Genomic DNA, 17736 nt, shown 5'->3' on the forward strand with positions numbered 1-17736 from the left:
GTGAGACCTCGCGCGATCCTCCTGGCGCTCTCCACCCTCGCACTCACCCTGTACGCCCTTCCGGCCCAGGCCGCCTCAGCCACCGCGACGTTCGTCAAGGTCTCCGATTGGGGCTCCGGATTCGAGGGCAAGGTCACCGTCACCAACGGCACCACCACGGCCATGAACGGCTGGAACGTCCAGTTCGACGTCCCGGCCGGCTACTCGATCCCCTCCGCGTGGGACGCGGTCATGTCCCGCAGCGGGCAGCACTACACGTTCACCAACCCGAGCTGGGCCTCCACCCTCGCGCCCGGGGCCAGCGCGAGCTTCGGCTTCAACGGCAGCCCCGGCAACTTCCCCGGCATCACCGGCTGCACGCTGAACGGGGCCTCGTGCGGCGGCTCGACGGCCGGGGCCCCGGGCAAACCGGGCGCCGCCTCGGCCACCGCGACCGGCAGCGCCATCTCCCTCTCCTGGGGGTCGTCCTCGGGCACGGTGACCGGCTACCGCGTCTACGAGGGCACCGTTGTCAAGGCCACGGTCACGGGCACCTCGGCCACGATCGGCGGGCTCGGCTCCTGCGAGACCCACACCTACACCGTCAAGGCGTACAACTCCGTCGGGGAGTCGGACGCCGGCGACCCGGTCACCGCCACCACCACCGGCTGCACCGGGGGCGGCGGGACGCTGCCCAAGCACTTCCTCACCGGCTATTGGCACAACTTCGCCAACGCCGCGGCCGAGCTCAGGCTGTCGGCCGTGCCCGACGAGTACGACCTGATCGCCATCGCGTTCGGCGAGGCCACCGCCACCGCGGGTGAGGTCGTCTTCGCGATCGACCCCGGGCTGGCCTCGGCGGTCGGCGGGTACACCGACGCCCAGTTCAGAGCCGACGTGCAGGCCCTGCACCAGCGGGGCAAGAAGGTCATCCTGTCCGTGGGCGGCGAGGCCGGGCGCGTGCAGGTCGCGAGCGCCGCCGCCGCGACGAAGTTCGCCGACTCGGTGTACGCGCTGATGCAGTCATACGGCTTCGACGGCGTGGACATCGACCTGGAGAACGGCCTCAACGCCACCTACATGGCCCAGGCGCTGCGGGCGCTGCGCGCGAAGGCCGGCTCCGGGCTGATCATCACGATGGCCCCGCAGACCATCGACATGCAGTCGACCGGGGCGGAGTACTTCAAGCTCGCCCTGAGCATCAAGGACATCCTCACGGTCGTCCACACGCAGTACTACAACTCCGGGTCCATGCTCGGCTGCGACCAGGCGCAGGCGTACGGGCAGGGCTCGGTGAACTTCATGACCGCCCTCGCCTGCATCCAGCTCGAGAACGGCCTGCGTCCTGACCAGGTGGCGCTGGGCCTGCCGGCCGGGCCGGGCGCGGCGGGCGGCGGCGTCGTCTCGCCCTCCCTCGTCAACCAGGCGCTCGACTGCCTGGCCAAGCGCACCAGCTGCGGGACCTTCGTGCCACCGCGCGCCTACCCGGACATCAGGGGCGCGATGACCTGGTCCATCAACTGGGACGCGAGCAACAACTGGTCCTTCTCCAAGACCGTCAAGCCCCACCTCCAGGGAATGCCATGAAATTTCGCAGCAAACTCATCGCATTACTCGCCGGGATCGCCCTCGCGCTGACCGGCGCCGGATTCACGACCGCCGCGCCCGCCGCGTACGGGGCCGTGCAGCAGATGGCCGCCGCCTGGGCCCCGTGGACCTCGTACGCCATCGGCGCGGTCGTCACCTACAACGGCGTCGACTACGTGTGCATCCAGGCCCACACCTCGCAGCCGGGCTGGGAGCCGCCCAACGTGCCGGCCCTCTGGAAGGTCGGCTCGGGCGGCGGCAACCCCGGCGCACCCGGGCAGCCCGGCTCGATCAGCACGTCCGTGACGAACTCCAGCATCTCGCTGAGCTGGGGCGCCTCGTCCGGCACCGTGACCGGCTACCGCGTGTACGAGGGCTCGACGCAGCGCGCCCAGGTCACCGGCACCAGCGCGACCGTCTCCGGACTCGGCACGTGCACGACGCACACCTACACGGTGAAGGCGTACAACTCGGCGGGCGAGTCGGCCGGCCGTGACGCGACCGCCACCACCAGCGGCTGCACCGGCGGCGGCGGGACCAAGATGCCCGGCGCCCCCTACCTCTACATGGGCTGGGGCGACCCGCCGAACCCCGGCACCGTGATGGACGCGACCGGCGTCAAGTCGTTCACGATGGCGTTCATCCTGTCGGGCGGCGGCTGCAGCCCGGCGTGGGACGGCAACCGGCCGCTGACCGGCGGCGCCGACCAGCAGGCCATCAACACGATCAAGTCGAAGGGCGGCAGCGTCCAGATCTCCTTCGGCGGCTGGCAGGGCAACAAGCTCGGCCCCAACTGCTCGACGCCGCAGGCGTTCGCGAACGCGGTGCAGCAGGTCATCAACGCCGTCGGCCCCGCCGTCGTGGACTTCGACATCGAGAACACCGACGAGTTCGAGAACTACACCGTCCAGGACCGCATCCTGAACGGCCTCAAGATCGTCAAGCAGAACAACCCGAACGTCAAGGTCGTGGTCACCTTCGGCACCTCCAAGACCGGCCCCACCGCGCCCGGCATCCGGCTCATCAACCAGTCCAAGGCGCTCGGCGTGCCGATCGACAACTACACGATCATGCCGTTCGACTTCGGCGGCACGAACATCTACCAGGACACCGTCAACGCCTCCGAGGGCCTGAAGAACGCGTTGAAGAGCGCATTCGGCTGGAGCGACGCCCAGGCATACGCGCACATGGGCATCTCGGGCATGAACGGCCTGTCCGACCAGCAGGAGCTGACCTCCCCGTCCACGTGGACGCAGATCCGCGACTGGGCCAACTCGCACGGCCTGACCAGGCTCGCCTACTGGGCCGTCAACCGTGACCGCCCCTGCCCGGGCGGCGGAGTGGTCTCCAACTGCAGCGGCATCTCCCAGTCCAACTGGGAGTTCACCCGCATCACCGCCGGATTCTGACCCGCTGAGCGGCCCGCCCCCCGCGCCGGGGCGGGCCGCGCGTGGAGGTACCGCATGAATCTCCGAGGACCGGTCGCGCTCGCCCTGGCACTCGTCGCGCTGCACGCCACCCCCGCCTACGCCGCGAACATCCTGGCCAACCCCGGCTTCGAGTCCGGCCTGAGCGGCTGGACGTGCGGCACCACGTCCGGCGCGCAGGCCGTGTCGTCACCCGTGCACGGCGGCTCCCGCGCGCTCCAGGCCACCCCGCAGGGCAGCGACTACGCCCGCTGCCGGCAGACCGTTTCCGTCAAGCCGAACACCGCCTACCAGCTCTCGGCCTGGGTCCAGGGCAACTACGTCTTCCTCGGCGCCACCGGCACCGGCGGCACCGACCCGCAGACGTGGGGCGCGCCGGGCGCGGCGTGGAGCCAGCTCAAGACCTCCTTCACCACCGGCGCCTCGACCACGTCCGTGACGGTGTACGTCAACGGCTGGTACGGCCAGGGCGCCTATCTGGCCGACGACGTGGTGCTCGACGGCCCCGGCGGCACCCCTGACGCCCAGGCGCCGACGGTCCCCGGCAACGTGTCCGTCGGCGGCGCCACGAGCTCCAGTCTCACCGTGAGCTGGGCGGCGGCCACGGACGACGTCGGCGTGGCCCGCTACGAGGTCTCCCGCGACGGGGGCACGCCGGTCGCCGTCACCGGGACGAGCCACCAGGCCGCCGGGCTCGCCGCGGCCACCACGTACCGCTTCAAGGTCCGCGCCTGCGACGCCGCGGGCAACTGCTCGGCCTACACCCCCGAGGCGAGCGGCACCACGACGAGCGGCGGCGGGGGCGGCGGCGGGCTGCCGAAGCGGGTGATGGTGGGCTACCTGCACGCCTCATTCGCCAACGGATCCGGATATATCCGGATGAGTGAGGTGCCGAACGAGTGGGACATCATCAACCTCGCCTTCGGCGAGCCCACCTCGGTCACCTCGGGCGACATCAGATTCCGCCAGTGCCCGGCGGCCGAGTGCCCCGGCGTCGAGTCCGAGGCCGACTTCGTCGCCGCCATCAGGGCCAAGCAGGCGCAGGGCAAGAAGGTGCTGATCTCGATCGGCGGCCAGAACGGCCAGGTCCAGCTCACGACCGCGGCGGCCCGCGACAAGTTCGTGGAGTCGGTGTCCGCGATCATCGACAGGTACGGCCTGGACGGCCTGGACATCGACTTCGAGGGCCACTCGCTCTACCTCAACCCCGGCGACACGAACCTCGCGAACCCGACCACCCCGGTCGTCGTCAACCTGATCTCGGCGCTGAAGTCGCTCAAGAGCCGGTACGGGGCCGGATTCGTGCTGACCATGGCGCCGGAGACGTTCTTCGTCCAGCTCGGTCACCAGTTCTACGGTCCGGGGCCGAACGGCACGGCCGACAGCAGGAGCGCCTCGTACCTGCCCGTCATCCACGCCCTGCGCAACGATCTGACCCTGCTCCACGTGCAGGACTACAACTCGGGTCCGATCATGGGCCTCGACGGCCAGTACCACACGATGGGCGGGCACGACTTCCACGTGGCCATGACGGACATGCTGCTGGCCGGCTTCCCGATCATGGGCAACGCGGGCAACGTGTTCCCGCCGCTGCGGCAGGACCAGGTGGCCATCGGGCTGCCCGCCTCACCGAACGCGGGCAACGGGTTCACCACGGTGGCGGAGGTGCAGAAGGCGTTCGACTGCCTCGCCAAGGGCAGCAATTGCGGCACCTACCGGCCGCGCGGCGTCTACCCGAACCTGCGCGGCCTCATGACCTGGTCGATCAACTGGGACAGGTACAACGGCTTCGAGTTCTCCCGGAGCCACCGGGCGTACCTGAACGGTCTCACCTGACGAGCTGCGTGGGCTTGAGCGGGATGCCGAGGCCGGGCGGCCGGTAGGTGGGCAGCGCCTCGCCGTACTCGTGCATCCAGGCGTGGTCCACCAGCAGCCGCATCCGCCCGCCGCCGGGCGGGCCGCCCTCCTGCACCGGGGCGGCCCGCCCGGCCAGGTGCGCGACCGCCACCGCGACCAGCCCGGTGTCGGGCGGCGACAGGTCGCAGTGGTCGTCCGGCCCGATGATCAGGTCCACGTCGGGCGGCAGCGGGTAGATCGGCCGCGGCAGGGCCAGCACGCGCGGCGCCGGCGCCATCGGCCAGCCGTCGCGCACCGCCTCCAGCAGCACCGAGCGCGCGGTCCGGCGCGCGAACAGGCCCTCGGACAGCGCCCAGCTCAGCGCGCCCACGTCCGCGCGGTCCTCGCCGCAGGCGTGCAGGCACAGGTATGGCACCAGCGGGATCCCGGCCCCGCTCGCCTGCGCCCACCCGCTGCCGCATCCGGTCAGCACCAGCAGCGCCAGCATCGCCCGGTAGGCGGTGTCGGCGTGCGGCGTCTCGAGCCGCCCCGGCACGAGCAGGCAGCGCCCGCCGGTCTTCTCCGCCGTCACGCCCAGCTCCCGCGCGATCTTCAACGTCCGCGACGCGGCCACCCCCGTGCACGCCTCCTGCCAGGCAGGCGTGTACGGCTCACCCGGGTCCGCGTACCCGGACGGCCACACGCCGGGCAACCCGGGCCGGCTCACCCCGTAAACGGCCAGCAGCAGGTCGAACACCGTCGTCACCAGCTCGTCGCCGTCCCGCAGCACCGGCACGCCCCGGCGCAACACGCCCGGCCCGTCGTCGAAGCGCGGCAGCAGCACCTCCACCGCCTCGCCGCCGTACACGCTCAGCCGGTCACACCCGCGCCCCAGCAGCCCGCCCGGCACGTAGGCGTTCTCGCGCGCCCGCAGCCGCACCAGCGACGGCAGGTCCGTGCGCTCCATGGCGTGCTCGGCGAACGGCGTCCGGTCCAGGAAGAACTCCTTGAGCAGCACATGACCCATGGCCATCGCGAGCGCCCCGTCCGTGCCGGGGCGCACGACCAGCGTCTCGTCGGACAACCGCGTCGGATGCGTGCCGATCGCCACCACCTTCTGCCCCTTGTACCGCCCGGCGATCACCCAGGGAGTGTCCGGCGTGCGTACCAGCCGGTTGTTCTCCCCCCACAGCAGCACGTACGCCGCCCGCGCCCAGTCGTCGGCCGCCGGGCCCGCGAACCGCGGCCCCAGCACCTGCTCCGGCGCGCACGGATGCTCGGTCAGCACCACCCCGCCGAGGTCGCCGATGAGCCCCGCCAGCGGCGAGGTGGACAGCGCCGCCACCCGGTCGGCCCCGTGGCACGCGGCGGTGTGCACCATCGCCGCCGCCGTCAGCTCGGCCGCCGTGGCGTCGTCGAGCGGCACCCGCCGCTCTCCTCTGAACGGCCGATATTGCTGTGAATTCGCTGTGAGTTTCGCCCAGGCGGCAACCGGGTCAGTGACCCCGTCCCGCACCTCGAAATAGAGCCTGACCAGTGCCTGGTTGACCTGCGATCCCCCCATGGAAAAAGTTCAACACAGACAGTGATGCTCTATCGCCATACGTATCGGCATGTCGGGGATAAGAATTGGAAGCCCTGGTGGCAGCACTGCCGGTGTTGCGGCAGGCTAGAGGCCGCCATGGATTACGCAGTTCTCACGGGGATAGTCCTCGTCGCCGGTATCGTGCTCGCTCTAGTCGCCCAATGGCGGGATTGGCGTCCACCGCTCGTCGTCGCCATCGTCGTCGGCGTGGCCGTGCGCCTGCTGATCATGTACACGTCGGCCATCGATTCGTGGCAACCCGTGGACTTCATGGAGAGCTTCAAGCCCGCGGGCGAGGCCGTGCTGCGCGGCCAGGACCCGGTGCTGGCCAGCGAGGGCGGCTGGCACTTCCTGCCGACCATCCCGTACGTGTACGGGATCCTGCTGTGGCTCGGCATCCCGTGGGAGTACGCCGGACGCCTGGTCACCGTGGTCGCCGACATCGCGCTCATCCCGCTGGTGGCCAAGCTGGCCGGCGGCCCCAAGGCGTCGCTGCGGGCGCTCCAGTACGCGCTCAACCCCCTCGCCCTGATGATCGCCGCCATCCATGGCCAGGTCGAGCCGGTCGCGCTCGTGTTCGGCGTGGCGGCGTTCGTGGTCGCCCGCGGCCCCGGCGCGATGGAGCGTCCCGGCATCGCGACGGACGTGGTCGCCCGGGTGCGCGCCGGCGTGGCCGCGTACGGCGTGCGCTCCTCGATCCCGCGCGTGCTCGGCCGCGGCGGCATGCTGCACCGCGCCCTGCTGCCTGGCCCCGACGACAGGGTCGACCTCAAGCGGGGCGCGCTGGCCGGGCTGCTGATGGGCCTGGCGCTGTGCGCCAAGAGCTGGCCGATCTGGCTGATCCCCGGCATGCTGCTGCTCCTGCCCAACCTGCGCTCCCGGGTCGCGGCGCTGTTCACCACCGGGATCGTGCCGCTGTTCTTCCTGGTCACGCTGCCGGTCTTCGCGGGCACGTCCCTCAACCAGATCCCCGCCGTCATCAACACCATCCGCGACATCCGGCCCATCGTCGGCGAGTGGGGCTGGACCCCCTGGTACACCGGCGGCGACTGGGCGCTGCGGCCCGACCTGGCCTCGTTCGGCACGAACCTGATCTACCTGTGCGTCGTCGCGGCCGTGCTCTACTGGCGGCGCGCCGACCCGGTCGACATGACGACGGCCATCCTGCTCGTCTTCATGGTCGTGACGCCCCGGCTCGGCGCCCAGTACCTGATGTGGTTCATGCCGTTCCTGGTCGCCAGGCCCACCAGGTTCGCCTGGCCGGCCATCGTGGGCGTGTCGATCTGGTCCGGATACGGCTACCTCTACATGACGCAGTTCGACGTCAACAGCTGGTGGTACCTGCACCAGGACTGGTCGCGGGCGTCGATCGTGCTGCTGCCCATCCTGGCGCTGGCCATGCCCTGGGGCCGCCGCATCGCGATCACGTCCCCAGGGCCGGCTCCCGTCGTCGGCCCGTCGCAGCAGGCCAAGGTCAGCTCACCCGCATAGGGCCTCCCACAGGACGATCCACTGGTCGGGGTGGACGTGGGCCACGACGGTGTCGCGGCCCACGCCCGCCGCCCGCAGCGCGGCGTCCACCCCTTCGTAACGGGTCTTCAGCGAGGCGCGCACCGAGCCGCCGACGCCGCCGAAACCCAGCTCGACCAGCTCCTGGTAGGAGCGGCGCGCGCTTATGGCTCCGCTTCGCTCCGCGCTTATGGCTCCGCTTCGCTCCGCGGTTCGGGGCTCTCCGAGCCCCGCTCTTCCCTCGTCACTCCGGTCGCTCCGCTCCCTGCGTTCCTCAGTCCAGAGCGGGGCGAGCCCCTCACTCGGCAGGAGGGGCTCGGGCCTGCGCTGGACGCGCAGGATCGCCGAGTCGACGGACGGGACGGGGCGGAAGCTCTCCCTGCCGATCGTGTCGCCGAGCCGCCAGTGGAACCACGGCCACGACTCCACCGTGACCAGGCTCCAGCGGCCGTAGTCGCCCGACCGCTTGCGGGCGTACTCCCGCTGGGTGAGCAGCGTCGCCGAGGTCAGGGCCGGCGCCCGCAGGCACCAGTCCACGATCTTCGACGTGATCGAGTACGGGATGTTGCCCACGACCGCGAACGGCTCGCGCGGCGCCCGCGCGGCCGTGAAGTCGCCCCTGACCACGTCGATCCTGGGATCGCTGCGCGTACGGGCGGCCAGCCGCCCGGCGAGCATCGGGTCGATCTCGTAGGCGACGACCTGCGCGCCCGCCTCGGCGAGGGCCAGGGTGAGCACACCCTCCCCGGCGCCGGGCTCCAGGACGAGCCCTTCGGGAGCGGCGGCCTTCACCATCAGATCGACGGCATGCCTGTCGGCCAGGAAATTCTGCGAGAGCGTACGCCTCGCCCGGTCTCTGGGCGTGCGACCGCCGCCGCCATTCCTGGCTTTACGCTGAGTATGCGAATAGTTTCCGTGCGCGAAATTCTGCGCCACAGCACTTGCCCTTCCGGGTCCTCGAGATTGACAGGTCTCGAAGGGCCCTGGGCACGCGTGCGGACGCTACAGCCTCAGATGCTCGCGTCCGCTAGCGGGCCAGAGCCCGGCCGCGGCGGATGCGAATGAAAACGGGGCAGCAGAACATGGATGTCATGCCGGTCACAGTAGGCAGCGTCCCGTCATCCGGGCAACGGAATTAAATCGGCGGCGGCGCGGGCGCTTTGAGCCCGCTTTGAACTGGCTCGGGTAGACCTTTACCCATGGACCGACCGGCCAGGGTGCTCGTCGTGGACGACGAGCCGAACATCCGCGCCCTGCTCTCCCAGACGTTGCGGCTGGTGTCGTTCGAGGTCAGGACCGCGGAGACGGGTGCGGAGGCGGTGACGGCCGCCAGGGAGTTCGACCCCGACATCGTGGTGCTCGACGTGATGCTGGAGGACTTCGACGGGTTCGAGGTCGCCAGGCGGCTGGGCGAGCGCGTCCCCGTGCTGTTCCTGACCGCCCGCGACCGGGTCGAGGACCGCGTCCAGGGCCTCACGCTGGGCGCCGACGACTACGTGGCCAAGCCGTTCAGCCTGGAGGAGGTGGTGCTGCGCATCCGCGCCATCCTGCGCCGCAGCCGCTCGGCTCCCCGCGACGACGTGCTGCGCTACGCGGACCTGGAGCTGAACACCGCGGCCCACCAGGTCTCCCGGGCCGGCGTGCCGGTGGACCTGTCGCCCACCGAGTTCAACCTCCTCGAATACCTCCTCACCAACGCCGGCAGGGTGGTGAGCAAGGCGCAGATCCTCGACAGCGTCTGGCACTACGACTTCGACGGCGACTCCAGCATCGTCGAGTCGTACGTCTACTACCTGCGCAAGAAGATCGACAAATGGGAGCCGCAGCTCATCCACACCGTGCGCGGCGTCGGCTACACGCTGAGGACCCCGCGGTGAGGCCCGCCGCCTGGACCCTGCGTACCCGCCTGGTCATCGCCGTGCTCGGGGTCGCCACGCTGGGGCTGGTGCTCTCCACCGTGGCGGGTGTCGCGCTGCTGCGCGGCAACTTGATGGGCCGGGTGGACAAGCAGCTCGAACAGCTCGACAGGGTGGCCGCGGTCAAGGACGGCCAGTTGTTCTCGCCGATCCGGACGCTCGCGGCGTCCCCGATGAACGACATCGTCTCCGACGTGCTCACGAAGCGGGTCGCCGCCATCCAGCAGATCATGGTGTACGGCTCCGACGGCACGCTGCAGTACAGGTTCGGCGGCGCCTCCGGCCAGCCCGGCCCCGTCATCGACCGGGGCAGGATCGGCGAGACCTACACCGCGCCGGGCACCTCGGGGCCCTCATGGCGCGTCCGCGCCACGAAGGCGGCCGACGGCAACACCCTGGTGTTCGCCCAGTCGCTCGCCGAGGTCGAGCAGACCCAGACCTCCGCCGTCGCCATCTTCGTCGCGGTGGGTGTGTTCGTGCTGCTCCTGCTCGGCCTGGCCGCCGACGCCCTGGTACGCCTCGGCCTGCGGCCGCTGACCAGGATGGAGGCCACGGCCGGCCACATCGCCCGCGGGGACTTCGACCGCCGGGTGCCCGCCCACGACCCGCACACCGAGCCGGGCCGCCTGGCCCGCGCCATGAATGTCATGCTCGACCGCCTCCAGTCCGAGATCGCCGCCAGGACCGACTCCGAGGCCCGCATGCGCCGCTTCCTCGCCGATGCCTCCCACGAGCTGCGCACTCCGCTCACCTCCGTGCGCGGCTTCGCCGAGCTGCACCGCAGGGGCGGCGACGCCGACGAGGCGATGCACAGGATCGAGGACGAGGCCGCCAGGATGGGCGTGCTGGTCAACGACCTGCTCACGCTGGCCCAGCTCGACGAGGAGCGGCCGATCGAGCGGCGGCCCGTGGACCTGCTGGAGGTGGCCGCCGACACGATCCGCGACGCCCGCGTACGCGTGCCGGACCGGCAGGTCAGGCTCGCCGGGCTGGACGGCCCGCTCGCACCCGTGACGATCATGGGCGACGACGCCCGCCTGCGCCAGGTGGCCGCCAACCTCGTCGGCAACGCCCTCGCCCACACGCCCCCCGACGCGTCCGTCACCGTAAAGGTGGGCAGATCGGATGAGCTGGCCGTGCTGGAGGTGTCGGACACCGGGCCCGGCGTGCCGCCCGAGCACGTGCCGCACCTGTTCGACCGCCTCTACCGCGTCGGCCAGGGCAGATCCAGAGCCGACGGAGGAGCCGGGCTCGGCCTGGCCATCGTCTCCGCCATCGTCCGCGCCCACGGCGGCCGCGTCGAGGTGGACACCGCGCCCGGCGAGGGCGCGACGTTCCACGTTCTCCTACCTGGCTCCGAGGCGGCTCCCAGCCCGCTTTGAACGGCGCTCGGCACATTCGGAGACATGACCAGGACACTCATCGCGACCGCGCTGCTGGCCGCGTTCGCCGTCGGCTGCGGCGGCCAGCAGGGCGGCACCGGAGTCGCCTCCGTGGCCGCGGGCTCCTCCGCGAAGCCCTCCGCCAGCGCGAGCCCGACCGGCACGACGGACCCGCAGGAGCAGGGCAGGAAGTTCGCGCAGTGCATGCGCGACCACGGGATCCCCATGGAGGACCCCGACCCGGACGGGGGCGGCGGCCTCCGGGCCATCGGCGAGAACGCCGACAAGAAGAAGGTCACGGACGCCATCGAGGCCTGCCAGGCCTACGCCCCGTTCAAGGACCGCAAGAACCTCGACCCGGAGCAGGTCGACAAGCTCCGCGAACTGGCCGAATGCATGCGCGAGAACGGCGTGGACTGGCCGGACCCCAACCCCGACGGCACCTTCGGCAGCGACACCGCGCTGAAGCTCGACCGGAACGACCCCACGTTCAAGAAGGCCTTCGAGGTCTGCGGCAAGAAGTTCCCGAAGATGGGGGAGCGGAAGTGACGCAGGTCAAGGAGCCCTCACCGGCCACACGGGCCTTACCGCCACGCCGTCGCCGCCCCCTGCGGGCGCTGGCCTGGACGGGCGGCGCCGCGCTGCTCGCCGCCGCCGTCGCGGCCGCCGCCGTGGGCTTCGGCGGAGACGGCACCGGTACGGCCGCCGCCACCCGTACGCCACCGGCCACCGCCAAGGTGACCCGCACGACCCTCACAGAGACCAAGACCGTGGACGGCACCCTCGGCTACGGCGACACCCTGACCGTCACCGGCAAGTCCCAGGGCACGATCACCTGGCTCCCCGGCGAGGGCACCACGATCACCCGGGGCCACGGCGTCTACAGCGTGGACGCCGACCGCCGCCCCCTCCTGTACGGGACCATGCCCCTCTACCGCACCCTGGAGGACGGCGTCGAGGGCAAGGACGTCGAACTGCTCGAACGCAACCTGAAGAAGCTCGGCTACACCAGTTTCGACGTGGACGGCGAGTTCACCTGGGCCACCAGGGAGGCGGTCGAGGACTGGCAGGACGACCTCGGGCTCGACGTCACCGGCAAGGTCCAGCCGGGCGACGTCGTGATCGCCGACGGCCCCATCCGGGTCGCCGACCTGAAGAAGGCGCTCGGCGACAGCGCCAGTGGTCCCGTGCTGACCGCCACCGGCACCACCCGCCAGGTGCTCGTCAACCTCGACGTGGCCGACGAGCACCTGGTCAGGAAGGGCATGAAGGCCACCGTGGAGCTGCCCGACGGCACCGAGGTGAACGGCAGGATCACCAGGGTCGGCAAGATCGCCACCGAGACCGGCGCCGGCAACGACACGACCACCACCGTGGAGGTCGAGGTGTCGGTGAGCGGGCTGAAGAAGTCGTACGACGCCGCCCCCGTGGACGTCACGATCGTCTCCGACCAGCGGAAGGACGTCCTGGCCGTGCCCGTCGGCGCGCTGTTCGCCCTGGCCGAGGGCGGCTACGGCGTACAGGTCGTCGAGGGCCCGGCCACCCGCTACGCCGCCGTCGAGACCGGCATGTTCGCCGACGGCCGGGTCGAGGTCACCGGTGTCCAGGAGGGCACGACCGTGGCGGTGCCCAAGTGATCGTCGAACTGCACGACGTGAGCAAGGACTACGGCGACGTGGCCGCGCTGCGCGGAGTCTCCTTGGGCATCGAGCACGGCGAGCTCGTCGGCATCGTCGGCCCCTCCGGCTCGGGCAAGTCGACCATGCTCAACATGATCGGCACCCTCGACCGCCCGTCCGGCGGCCTGGTCCGCATCGCGGGGCACGACGTGGGCTCGCTCACCGACAAGCAGCTCTCCGCGCTGCGCGCGAACGTCATCGGCTTCGTCTTCCAGCAGTTCCACCTGGCCGCAGGGGTCAGCGCGCTGGACAACGTGGCCGACGGCCTCCTGTACGCGGGCCCGTCCCTGCGGGAGCGGCGGCGGCGCGCGTACGACGCGCTCGAACGCGTCGGCCTCGGGCACCGGCTCGGCCACCGCCCGCACGAGCTGTCCGGCGGCGAGCGCCAGCGCGTGGCCATCGCCCGCGCCGTGGTCGGCGAGCCGCGGCTGCTGCTGGCCGACGAGCCCACCGGCAACCTCGACTCCCGCTCGGGAGCGGGCGTGATGGAGCTGCTGCGCGAGCTGAACGCGGGCGGCACCACCGTGGTCGTCATCACCCACGACCGCGACATCGCGTCCTCGCTGCCCCGGCAGGCCGAGATGCTGGACGGCCTGGTCATGGACGGGGTTCGGATATGACCTTTTTGGTAGCGGCCCGGATGCGGCCGCGCGACGTGATCAGGGTCGGCGGGGCGGGCCTGCGGGCCAGGCCGCTGCGGGTGTTCCTGTCGGCGCTCGGCATCGCCATCGGCATCGCCGCCATGCTCGGCGTCGTCGGCATCTCCGCCTCCAGCCAGGAGGACCTCAACCGGCAGCTCGAAGCGCTCGGCACGAACCTGCTCACTGTCTCACCCGGCCAGACCCTGTTCGGCGAGGCGTCCCACCTGCCCGCCGAGTCGGAGGGCAGGATCGGCCAGATCGGCCCCGTCACCGCGGTCACCGCCACCGGCACGACACCGGCCAAGGTCTACCGCAACGACCACATCCCCGAGGCCCAGACCGGCAGCGTCTCCGTCACCGCCGCCCGGCTCGACCTCGTCGAGGACGTCGGCGCCACCGTCGTCAGTGGCACCTGGCTGAACGAGGCCACCCACCGCTACCCGGCCGCCGTGCTCGGCGCCAAGGCGGCCGACCGGCTCGGCGTCGTCCAGGCCGGTCCCGACCAGCGGGTGTGGCTGGGCGGACAGTGGTTCACCGTCGTGGGCGTGCTCGCGCCCGCGCCCCTGGCCCCCGAGCTCGACACGGCCGCGCTGGTCGGCTGGCCGGTCGCGGAGGCGCGGCTCGGCTTCGACGGGTACGCGACCACGATCTACACCAGGGCGCAGGAGCAGTACGTCGCCGCCGTCCGCGACGTGCTGGCCGCCACCGCGAACCCGGAGACGCCCAACGAGGTCGAGGTGTCGAGGCCGTCCGACGTGCTGGCCGCCAAACAGGCCACCGACGCCACGCTGAACGCGCTCCTGCTCGGCCTCGGCGGCGTCGCCCTGCTGGTCGGCGGCGTGGGCGTGGCCAACACGATGGTCATCTCGGTGCTGGAGCGGCGCGCCGAGATCGGCCTGCGCCGCTCCCTCGGGGCCACGCGCGGCCAGGTCCGGGTGCAGTTCCTCGCCGAGTCGCTGCTGCTGTCGGCCATCGGCGGCGTGGGCGGCGTGCTGCTCGGCATCGGCGTCACGGCGGCGTACGCGAGCCTGCAGAGCTGGCCCGCGATCGTGCCGGTCTGGGCCATGCTCGGCGGGGTCCTCGCCACGCTGGTCATCGGCGGCCTCGCGGGCTTCTACCCGGCCGTACGGGCCGCGCGGATGTCGCCGACGGAGGCCCTGGCCACCCCATGAGGTTGTCCGATTTAGACAAGAGAACGGCCCAGGGGAAGGAGTAGCTTCGCCGTCATGGACGTGATCGACCGCGCGGAGAGATATCTGCAGCTCCACGGCCGCCTGATCGAGAGGTTTCGGTTCGCGGCGCTGTTCAGGGACGGGCCCCGTGAACGGGTGCTCGACGTGCTGCGCTGCTACCAGAACGCCGACGGCGGCTTCGGCAACGCGCTCGAGCCCGACCTGCGCGGCGCGGGCAGCCAGCCGGAGCCGGTCGAGGTGGCGTTCTGGATCCTGGACGAGCTGGACGCGTTCGACTCGCCGATGGTGGCCGCCGCGTGCGACTACCTGGCCGAGGTCGGCACGCCGGACGGCGGCGTGCCGTTCGTGCTGCCGTCCGTCCGCGACACGCCCCGCGCCCCGTGGTGGGAGACCCCCGACGACCCGCCGGGGAACCTCATCCCCACCGCGTCGATCGCGGGGCTGCTGCACAAGCACGGCAGCACGCATCCCTGGCTCGCCGCCGCCACCGACTTCTGCTGGTCGCGGATCGCCGCCCTCACCGAGACCAGCCCGTACGAGGCGCGCGCCGTCGTGACGTTCCTGGACCTGGTGCCGGACCGCGCCCGTGCGGAGGCGGAGTTCGCGCGGTTGCGTGACGCCCTGCTCGCGACCGTCTCGTTCGATCCCGACGCGCCGGGGGACGCGCACTTCCCCCTGGACTTCGCGTCATCGCCGCTGCGGCTCCCGATGTTCACCCAGGACGTCCTGGACGCCCACCTCGACGCCCTGATCGGCGCGCAGTCCGACGACGGGGGCTGGAGCGGCAACTGGCTGATGTGGACGCCGCTGGTGGAGCACGAGTGGGGCGGCCACCTCACCGTGGAGCGGCTCAAGACGCTGCGGGCGTACGGGAGGCTGCCGGGGTTCTGTCAGTGAGGCCGAGTACGTTGGAGGCATGTACGTGGAACGGCCTCCGACCGCCGACCTCGCGGGCCGTCTCGCCTGCGTGTGGCACCAGGTCAGCGAGGCCGACGCCACGCAGCTCGTGGTGCCCGACGCCTGCGTCGACCTGATCTGGGGGCCGGAGGGGCTGTTCGTGGCCGGTCCGGACACTGGGCCCATGCCGGCCCCCATGACCTCCGGTGACACCTTCGTCGGCATCCGCTTCAGGCCGGGGGCGGTGGGCGGCTTCTTCGGCGTCCCGCTCCAGGAGCTGCGCGACCAGCGCGTCCGGCTGTCCGACCTCCCGGCCCTGGACGATCACCGCGATCGGCTCTCCGATCCCCCGTCCCCGCGCGGTCATCGCGATCGGCTGTCCGACCTTCCTTCCCTGCGCGATCATCGCGTCCGGCTGTCCGGCCTCCCGTCCCTGGGAGTCGCGGACGCCGTGCCTTCCGGGCGGCTCGACGCGATGCTCGCGGCGGTCAGGGATCGCCTGGCCCACGGGGTCCCCGCCGATCCCGCGGGCGCCGCCATCGCCGGCGCGCTCAGGAAGGGCCGCACGGTCGGCGAGGTGGCGTGGGACCTGGGGTTCAGCGAGCGCCAGCTGCACCGCCGCAGCCTGGGCACGTTCGGCTACGCGCCCAAGATCCTCCAGCGCATCGTCCGCTTCCAGCGCGCGCTGACCCTGGCCCGCGCGGGTGTCCCGCTGGCGGAGGTGGCGGTCACGGCGGGCTACGCGGACCAGGCGCACCTGTCACACGACGTCAAGCGGCTGAGCGGGGTGTCCATGCGGCACCTGGTCTCATCTTCGGGGTAGCTTGCCCGACACCAGCGCCTGCGCCCATCCGGCGGTGGGGTCGCTGTCGATGAACAGCGCCCGCGCCAGCAGGCTGAGCGGAATGGCGAGAATGGCGCCCAGCGGGCCCAGCACGAATGTCCACACGATCAGCGAAAGAAACGTCATGGTCGTCGACAGCCCCACGGCGTCCCCCAGGAATTTGGGGAGAACGAACGACTGCGTGACGACATTGGTCACGGTGTACGCGGCGACGACGAGCAGCATTTTCTGCACGCCGCCGTCCAGCAGCGCGAGCATGGCGGGCGGCAGCAGGCCGATGATGAAACCGATGTTGGGGATGTAGTTGGCGATGAGCGCCAGCACACCCCAGAGCAGCGGGAGCGGCACGTCCAGCAGCGACAGGGCGATCACGTCGAGCACCGCGTAAATGATCCCGAAGATCGTCGAGACAATCAGGTAACGCCGCGTTTTGTGCGCGAACGTCGCCAGCGCGGGGACGAGCCGCGTCCCGTTGCCCGCGCCGGAGCTGATTATTTTCGCGGTCACCGGCGCGTCCAGACACATCGCCAGCAACAACACGACGATGAGGAACATCGACGACAGAATGGCGATCACACTGCCGAGCAGAGCCTGCGCGAATTCCACGATCTTGCCGGGGTCGAACGCCGCCAGTCCTTTGTTGAGCACGTCGTTGCTGACGCCGTGCGTGGTGGCCCAGCGCTGGGCGTCGGTGAGCAGTTGCTGGAACTCGGTGGTGTACGCGGGCAGCAGCGAGGCGAGCTGGGTGGCCGAGATGACCAGGATGCCGACCATGCCGAGAAGCACCAGCACGACGATGAGGAAAGGAACGGCGACCTGGAGCCAGGTGGGCGCGTGCCAGGCGGCGAGCCTGCGGCGGACGGGGGAGACGGCGATGACGAGCACAAGCGCCAGCACGATGGGGCCGGCTATCGACGACACCTCGCGGATTCCGTAGAGGACGATGACGGCGGCCGCCATGCCCACCAGGATGATGAGCGCTCTTGGCGCCGGTTGCTCTCGCACGTCCGGTACGTACCCCTGGCAGGCGCGCGTACCGTCGATTTGACGGTTCCCGGAGGCGTACATAGAGTTCACCAGTCCCGCGAGGGCGGCGCTTGATCGTCGATCTCACTCGGGGCAACCTCCCTTCCACTCCGGTGCGAGATGTGCGCGTCTGGTTCCGCGGGCTGGTAAGTTAGAGGGGTTGTCCCGGAAACGGGGCAGGTCTTAATTTCCGCAAGTCGAGCAAGTCGGGTCAATTTGACAGGGACTTGAACGG

General features: G+C 71.1%; 15 protein-coding genes. 12 read left to right on the plus strand and 3 right to left on the minus strand.

Features of this window, described 5'->3' with window-relative positions:
* Genes ACIBI9_RS56700 through ACIBI9_RS56710 form a run of 3 tightly spaced genes read left to right on the plus strand, consistent with a single transcriptional unit; the run spans position 1 to position 4829 of the window.
* Positions 1-1566 carry a chitinase gene (locus tag ACIBI9_RS56700; RefSeq protein ID WP_397235739.1) on the plus strand — a complete coding sequence of 522 codons (1566 nt, stop codon included), beginning with the start codon at positions 1-3 and terminating at the stop codon, positions 1564-1566.
* On the plus strand, positions 1563-2975 hold the full coding sequence (locus ACIBI9_RS56705) for a carbohydrate-binding protein (RefSeq protein WP_397235740.1): 1413 nt from the start codon (positions 1563-1565) through the stop codon (positions 2973-2975). The genes ACIBI9_RS56700 and ACIBI9_RS56705 overlap by 4 nt, the downstream gene beginning before the upstream one ends.
* A 54-nt stretch (positions 2976-3029) precedes the next feature.
* On the plus strand, positions 3030-4829 hold the full coding sequence (locus tag ACIBI9_RS56710) for a chitinase (protein WP_397235741.1): 1800 nt from the start codon (positions 3030-3032) through the stop codon (positions 4827-4829).
* Here the strand turns inward: ACIBI9_RS56710 and ACIBI9_RS56715 are convergent.
* Complete coding sequence (locus ACIBI9_RS56715; protein WP_397235742.1) at positions 4822-6393, minus strand: molybdopterin-dependent oxidoreductase; 1572 nt, start codon at positions 6391-6393, stop codon at positions 4822-4824. The two genes, ACIBI9_RS56710 and ACIBI9_RS56715, sit on opposite strands and share 8 nt — an antisense overlap.
* A gap of 117 nt (positions 6394-6510) precedes the next feature.
* Between ACIBI9_RS56715 and ACIBI9_RS56720 the strand changes: the two genes are divergently transcribed.
* The gene (locus tag ACIBI9_RS56720; protein WP_397235743.1) at positions 6511-7905 is read left to right on the plus strand and encodes a hypothetical protein; all 1395 of its coding nucleotides are present in this window, start codon (positions 6511-6513) and stop codon (positions 7903-7905) included.
* On the opposite strand, the gene ACIBI9_RS56725 is transcribed toward ACIBI9_RS56720, so the two are convergent.
* On the minus strand, positions 7894-8859 hold the full coding sequence (locus tag ACIBI9_RS56725) for a ribosomal RNA small subunit methyltransferase A (RefSeq protein ID WP_397235744.1): 966 nt from the start codon (positions 8857-8859) through the stop codon (positions 7894-7896). The two genes, ACIBI9_RS56720 and ACIBI9_RS56725, sit on opposite strands and share 12 nt — an antisense overlap.
* 263 nt (positions 8860-9122) lie before the next feature.
* Here ACIBI9_RS56725 and ACIBI9_RS56730 point away from each other — a divergent pair, with 263 nt between their 5' ends.
* From ACIBI9_RS56730 to ACIBI9_RS56765, 8 genes are read left to right on the plus strand one after another with little or no spacing between them, the layout of a single operon-like run.
* Complete coding sequence (locus ACIBI9_RS56730) at positions 9123-9800, plus strand: response regulator transcription factor (RefSeq protein WP_397235745.1); 678 nt, start codon at positions 9123-9125, stop codon at positions 9798-9800.
* A complete protein-coding gene (locus ACIBI9_RS56735; RefSeq protein WP_397235746.1) occupies positions 9797-11221 on the plus strand; it encodes a sensor histidine kinase in 1425 nt (474 codons plus the stop codon). The genes ACIBI9_RS56730 and ACIBI9_RS56735 overlap by 4 nt, the downstream gene beginning before the upstream one ends.
* Positions 11222-11245: 24 nt before the next feature.
* Complete coding sequence (locus ACIBI9_RS56740; RefSeq protein ID WP_397235747.1) at positions 11246-11770, plus strand: hypothetical protein; 525 nt, start codon at positions 11246-11248, stop codon at positions 11768-11770.
* Entirely contained in the window at positions 11767-12858 is a 1092-nt protein-coding gene (locus ACIBI9_RS56745; protein ID WP_397235748.1) for a peptidoglycan-binding protein, read from the plus strand. The genes ACIBI9_RS56740 and ACIBI9_RS56745 overlap by 4 nt, the downstream gene beginning before the upstream one ends.
* Entirely contained in the window at positions 12858-13520 is a 663-nt protein-coding gene (locus ACIBI9_RS56750; protein WP_397235756.1) for an ABC transporter ATP-binding protein, read from the plus strand. The genes ACIBI9_RS56745 and ACIBI9_RS56750 overlap by 1 nt, the downstream gene beginning before the upstream one ends.
* Positions 13517-14713, plus strand: coding sequence for an ABC transporter permease (locus tag ACIBI9_RS56755; protein ID WP_397235749.1), 1197 nt, complete (start codon positions 13517-13519; stop codon positions 14711-14713). The genes ACIBI9_RS56750 and ACIBI9_RS56755 overlap by 4 nt, the downstream gene beginning before the upstream one ends.
* Positions 14714-14767: 54 nt before the next feature.
* Entirely contained in the window at positions 14768-15631 is an 864-nt protein-coding gene (locus tag ACIBI9_RS56760; protein WP_397235751.1) for a hypothetical protein, read from the plus strand.
* A gap of 19 nt (positions 15632-15650) precedes the next feature.
* On the plus strand, positions 15651-16454 hold the full coding sequence (locus tag ACIBI9_RS56765; RefSeq protein ID WP_397235752.1) for a DUF6597 domain-containing transcriptional factor: 804 nt from the start codon (positions 15651-15653) through the stop codon (positions 16452-16454).
* On the opposite strand, the gene ACIBI9_RS56770 is transcribed toward ACIBI9_RS56765, so the two are convergent.
* The gene (locus tag ACIBI9_RS56770; protein WP_397235753.1) at positions 16440-17435 is read right to left on the minus strand and encodes an AI-2E family transporter; all 996 of its coding nucleotides are present in this window, start codon (positions 17433-17435) and stop codon (positions 16440-16442) included. The genes ACIBI9_RS56765 and ACIBI9_RS56770 overlap by 15 nt on opposite strands.
* Between the last annotated feature and the right edge of the window lie 301 nt (positions 17436-17736).

It is taken from the genome of Nonomuraea sp. NPDC050451 (assembly GCF_044458585.1).

What these genes read in the sequence shown, in the direction of transcription:
- ACIBI9_RS56720 (WP_397235743.1), top strand. Translation starts at nt 6,511, where the DNA reads ATGGATTACGCAGTTCTCACGGGGATAGTCCTCGTCGCCGGTATCGTG.
- ACIBI9_RS56710 (WP_397235741.1), top strand. Translation starts at nt 3,030, where the DNA reads ATGAATCTCCGAGGACCGGTCGCGCTCGCCCTGGCACTCGTCGCGCTG.
- ACIBI9_RS56730 (WP_397235745.1), top strand. Translation starts at nt 9,123, where the DNA reads ATGGACCGACCGGCCAGGGTGCTCGTCGTGGACGACGAGCCGAACATC.
- ACIBI9_RS56705 (WP_397235740.1), top strand. Translation starts at nt 1,563, where the DNA reads ATGAAATTTCGCAGCAAACTCATCGCATTACTCGCCGGGATCGCCCTC.
- ACIBI9_RS56770 (WP_397235753.1), bottom strand. Translation starts at nt 17,435, where the DNA reads ATGGCGGCCGCCGTCATCGTCCTCTACGGAATCCGCGAGGTGTCGTCG.
- ACIBI9_RS56755 (WP_397235749.1), top strand. Translation starts at nt 13,517, where the DNA reads ATGACCTTTTTGGTAGCGGCCCGGATGCGGCCGCGCGACGTGATCAGG.
- ACIBI9_RS56740 (WP_397235747.1), top strand. Translation starts at nt 11,246, where the DNA reads ATGACCAGGACACTCATCGCGACCGCGCTGCTGGCCGCGTTCGCCGTC.
- ACIBI9_RS56765 (WP_397235752.1), top strand. Translation starts at nt 15,651, where the DNA reads ATGTACGTGGAACGGCCTCCGACCGCCGACCTCGCGGGCCGTCTCGCC.
- ACIBI9_RS56715 (WP_397235742.1), bottom strand. Translation starts at nt 6,393, where the DNA reads ATGGGGGGATCGCAGGTCAACCAGGCACTGGTCAGGCTCTATTTCGAG.
- ACIBI9_RS56760 (WP_397235751.1), top strand. Translation starts at nt 14,768, where the DNA reads ATGGACGTGATCGACCGCGCGGAGAGATATCTGCAGCTCCACGGCCGC.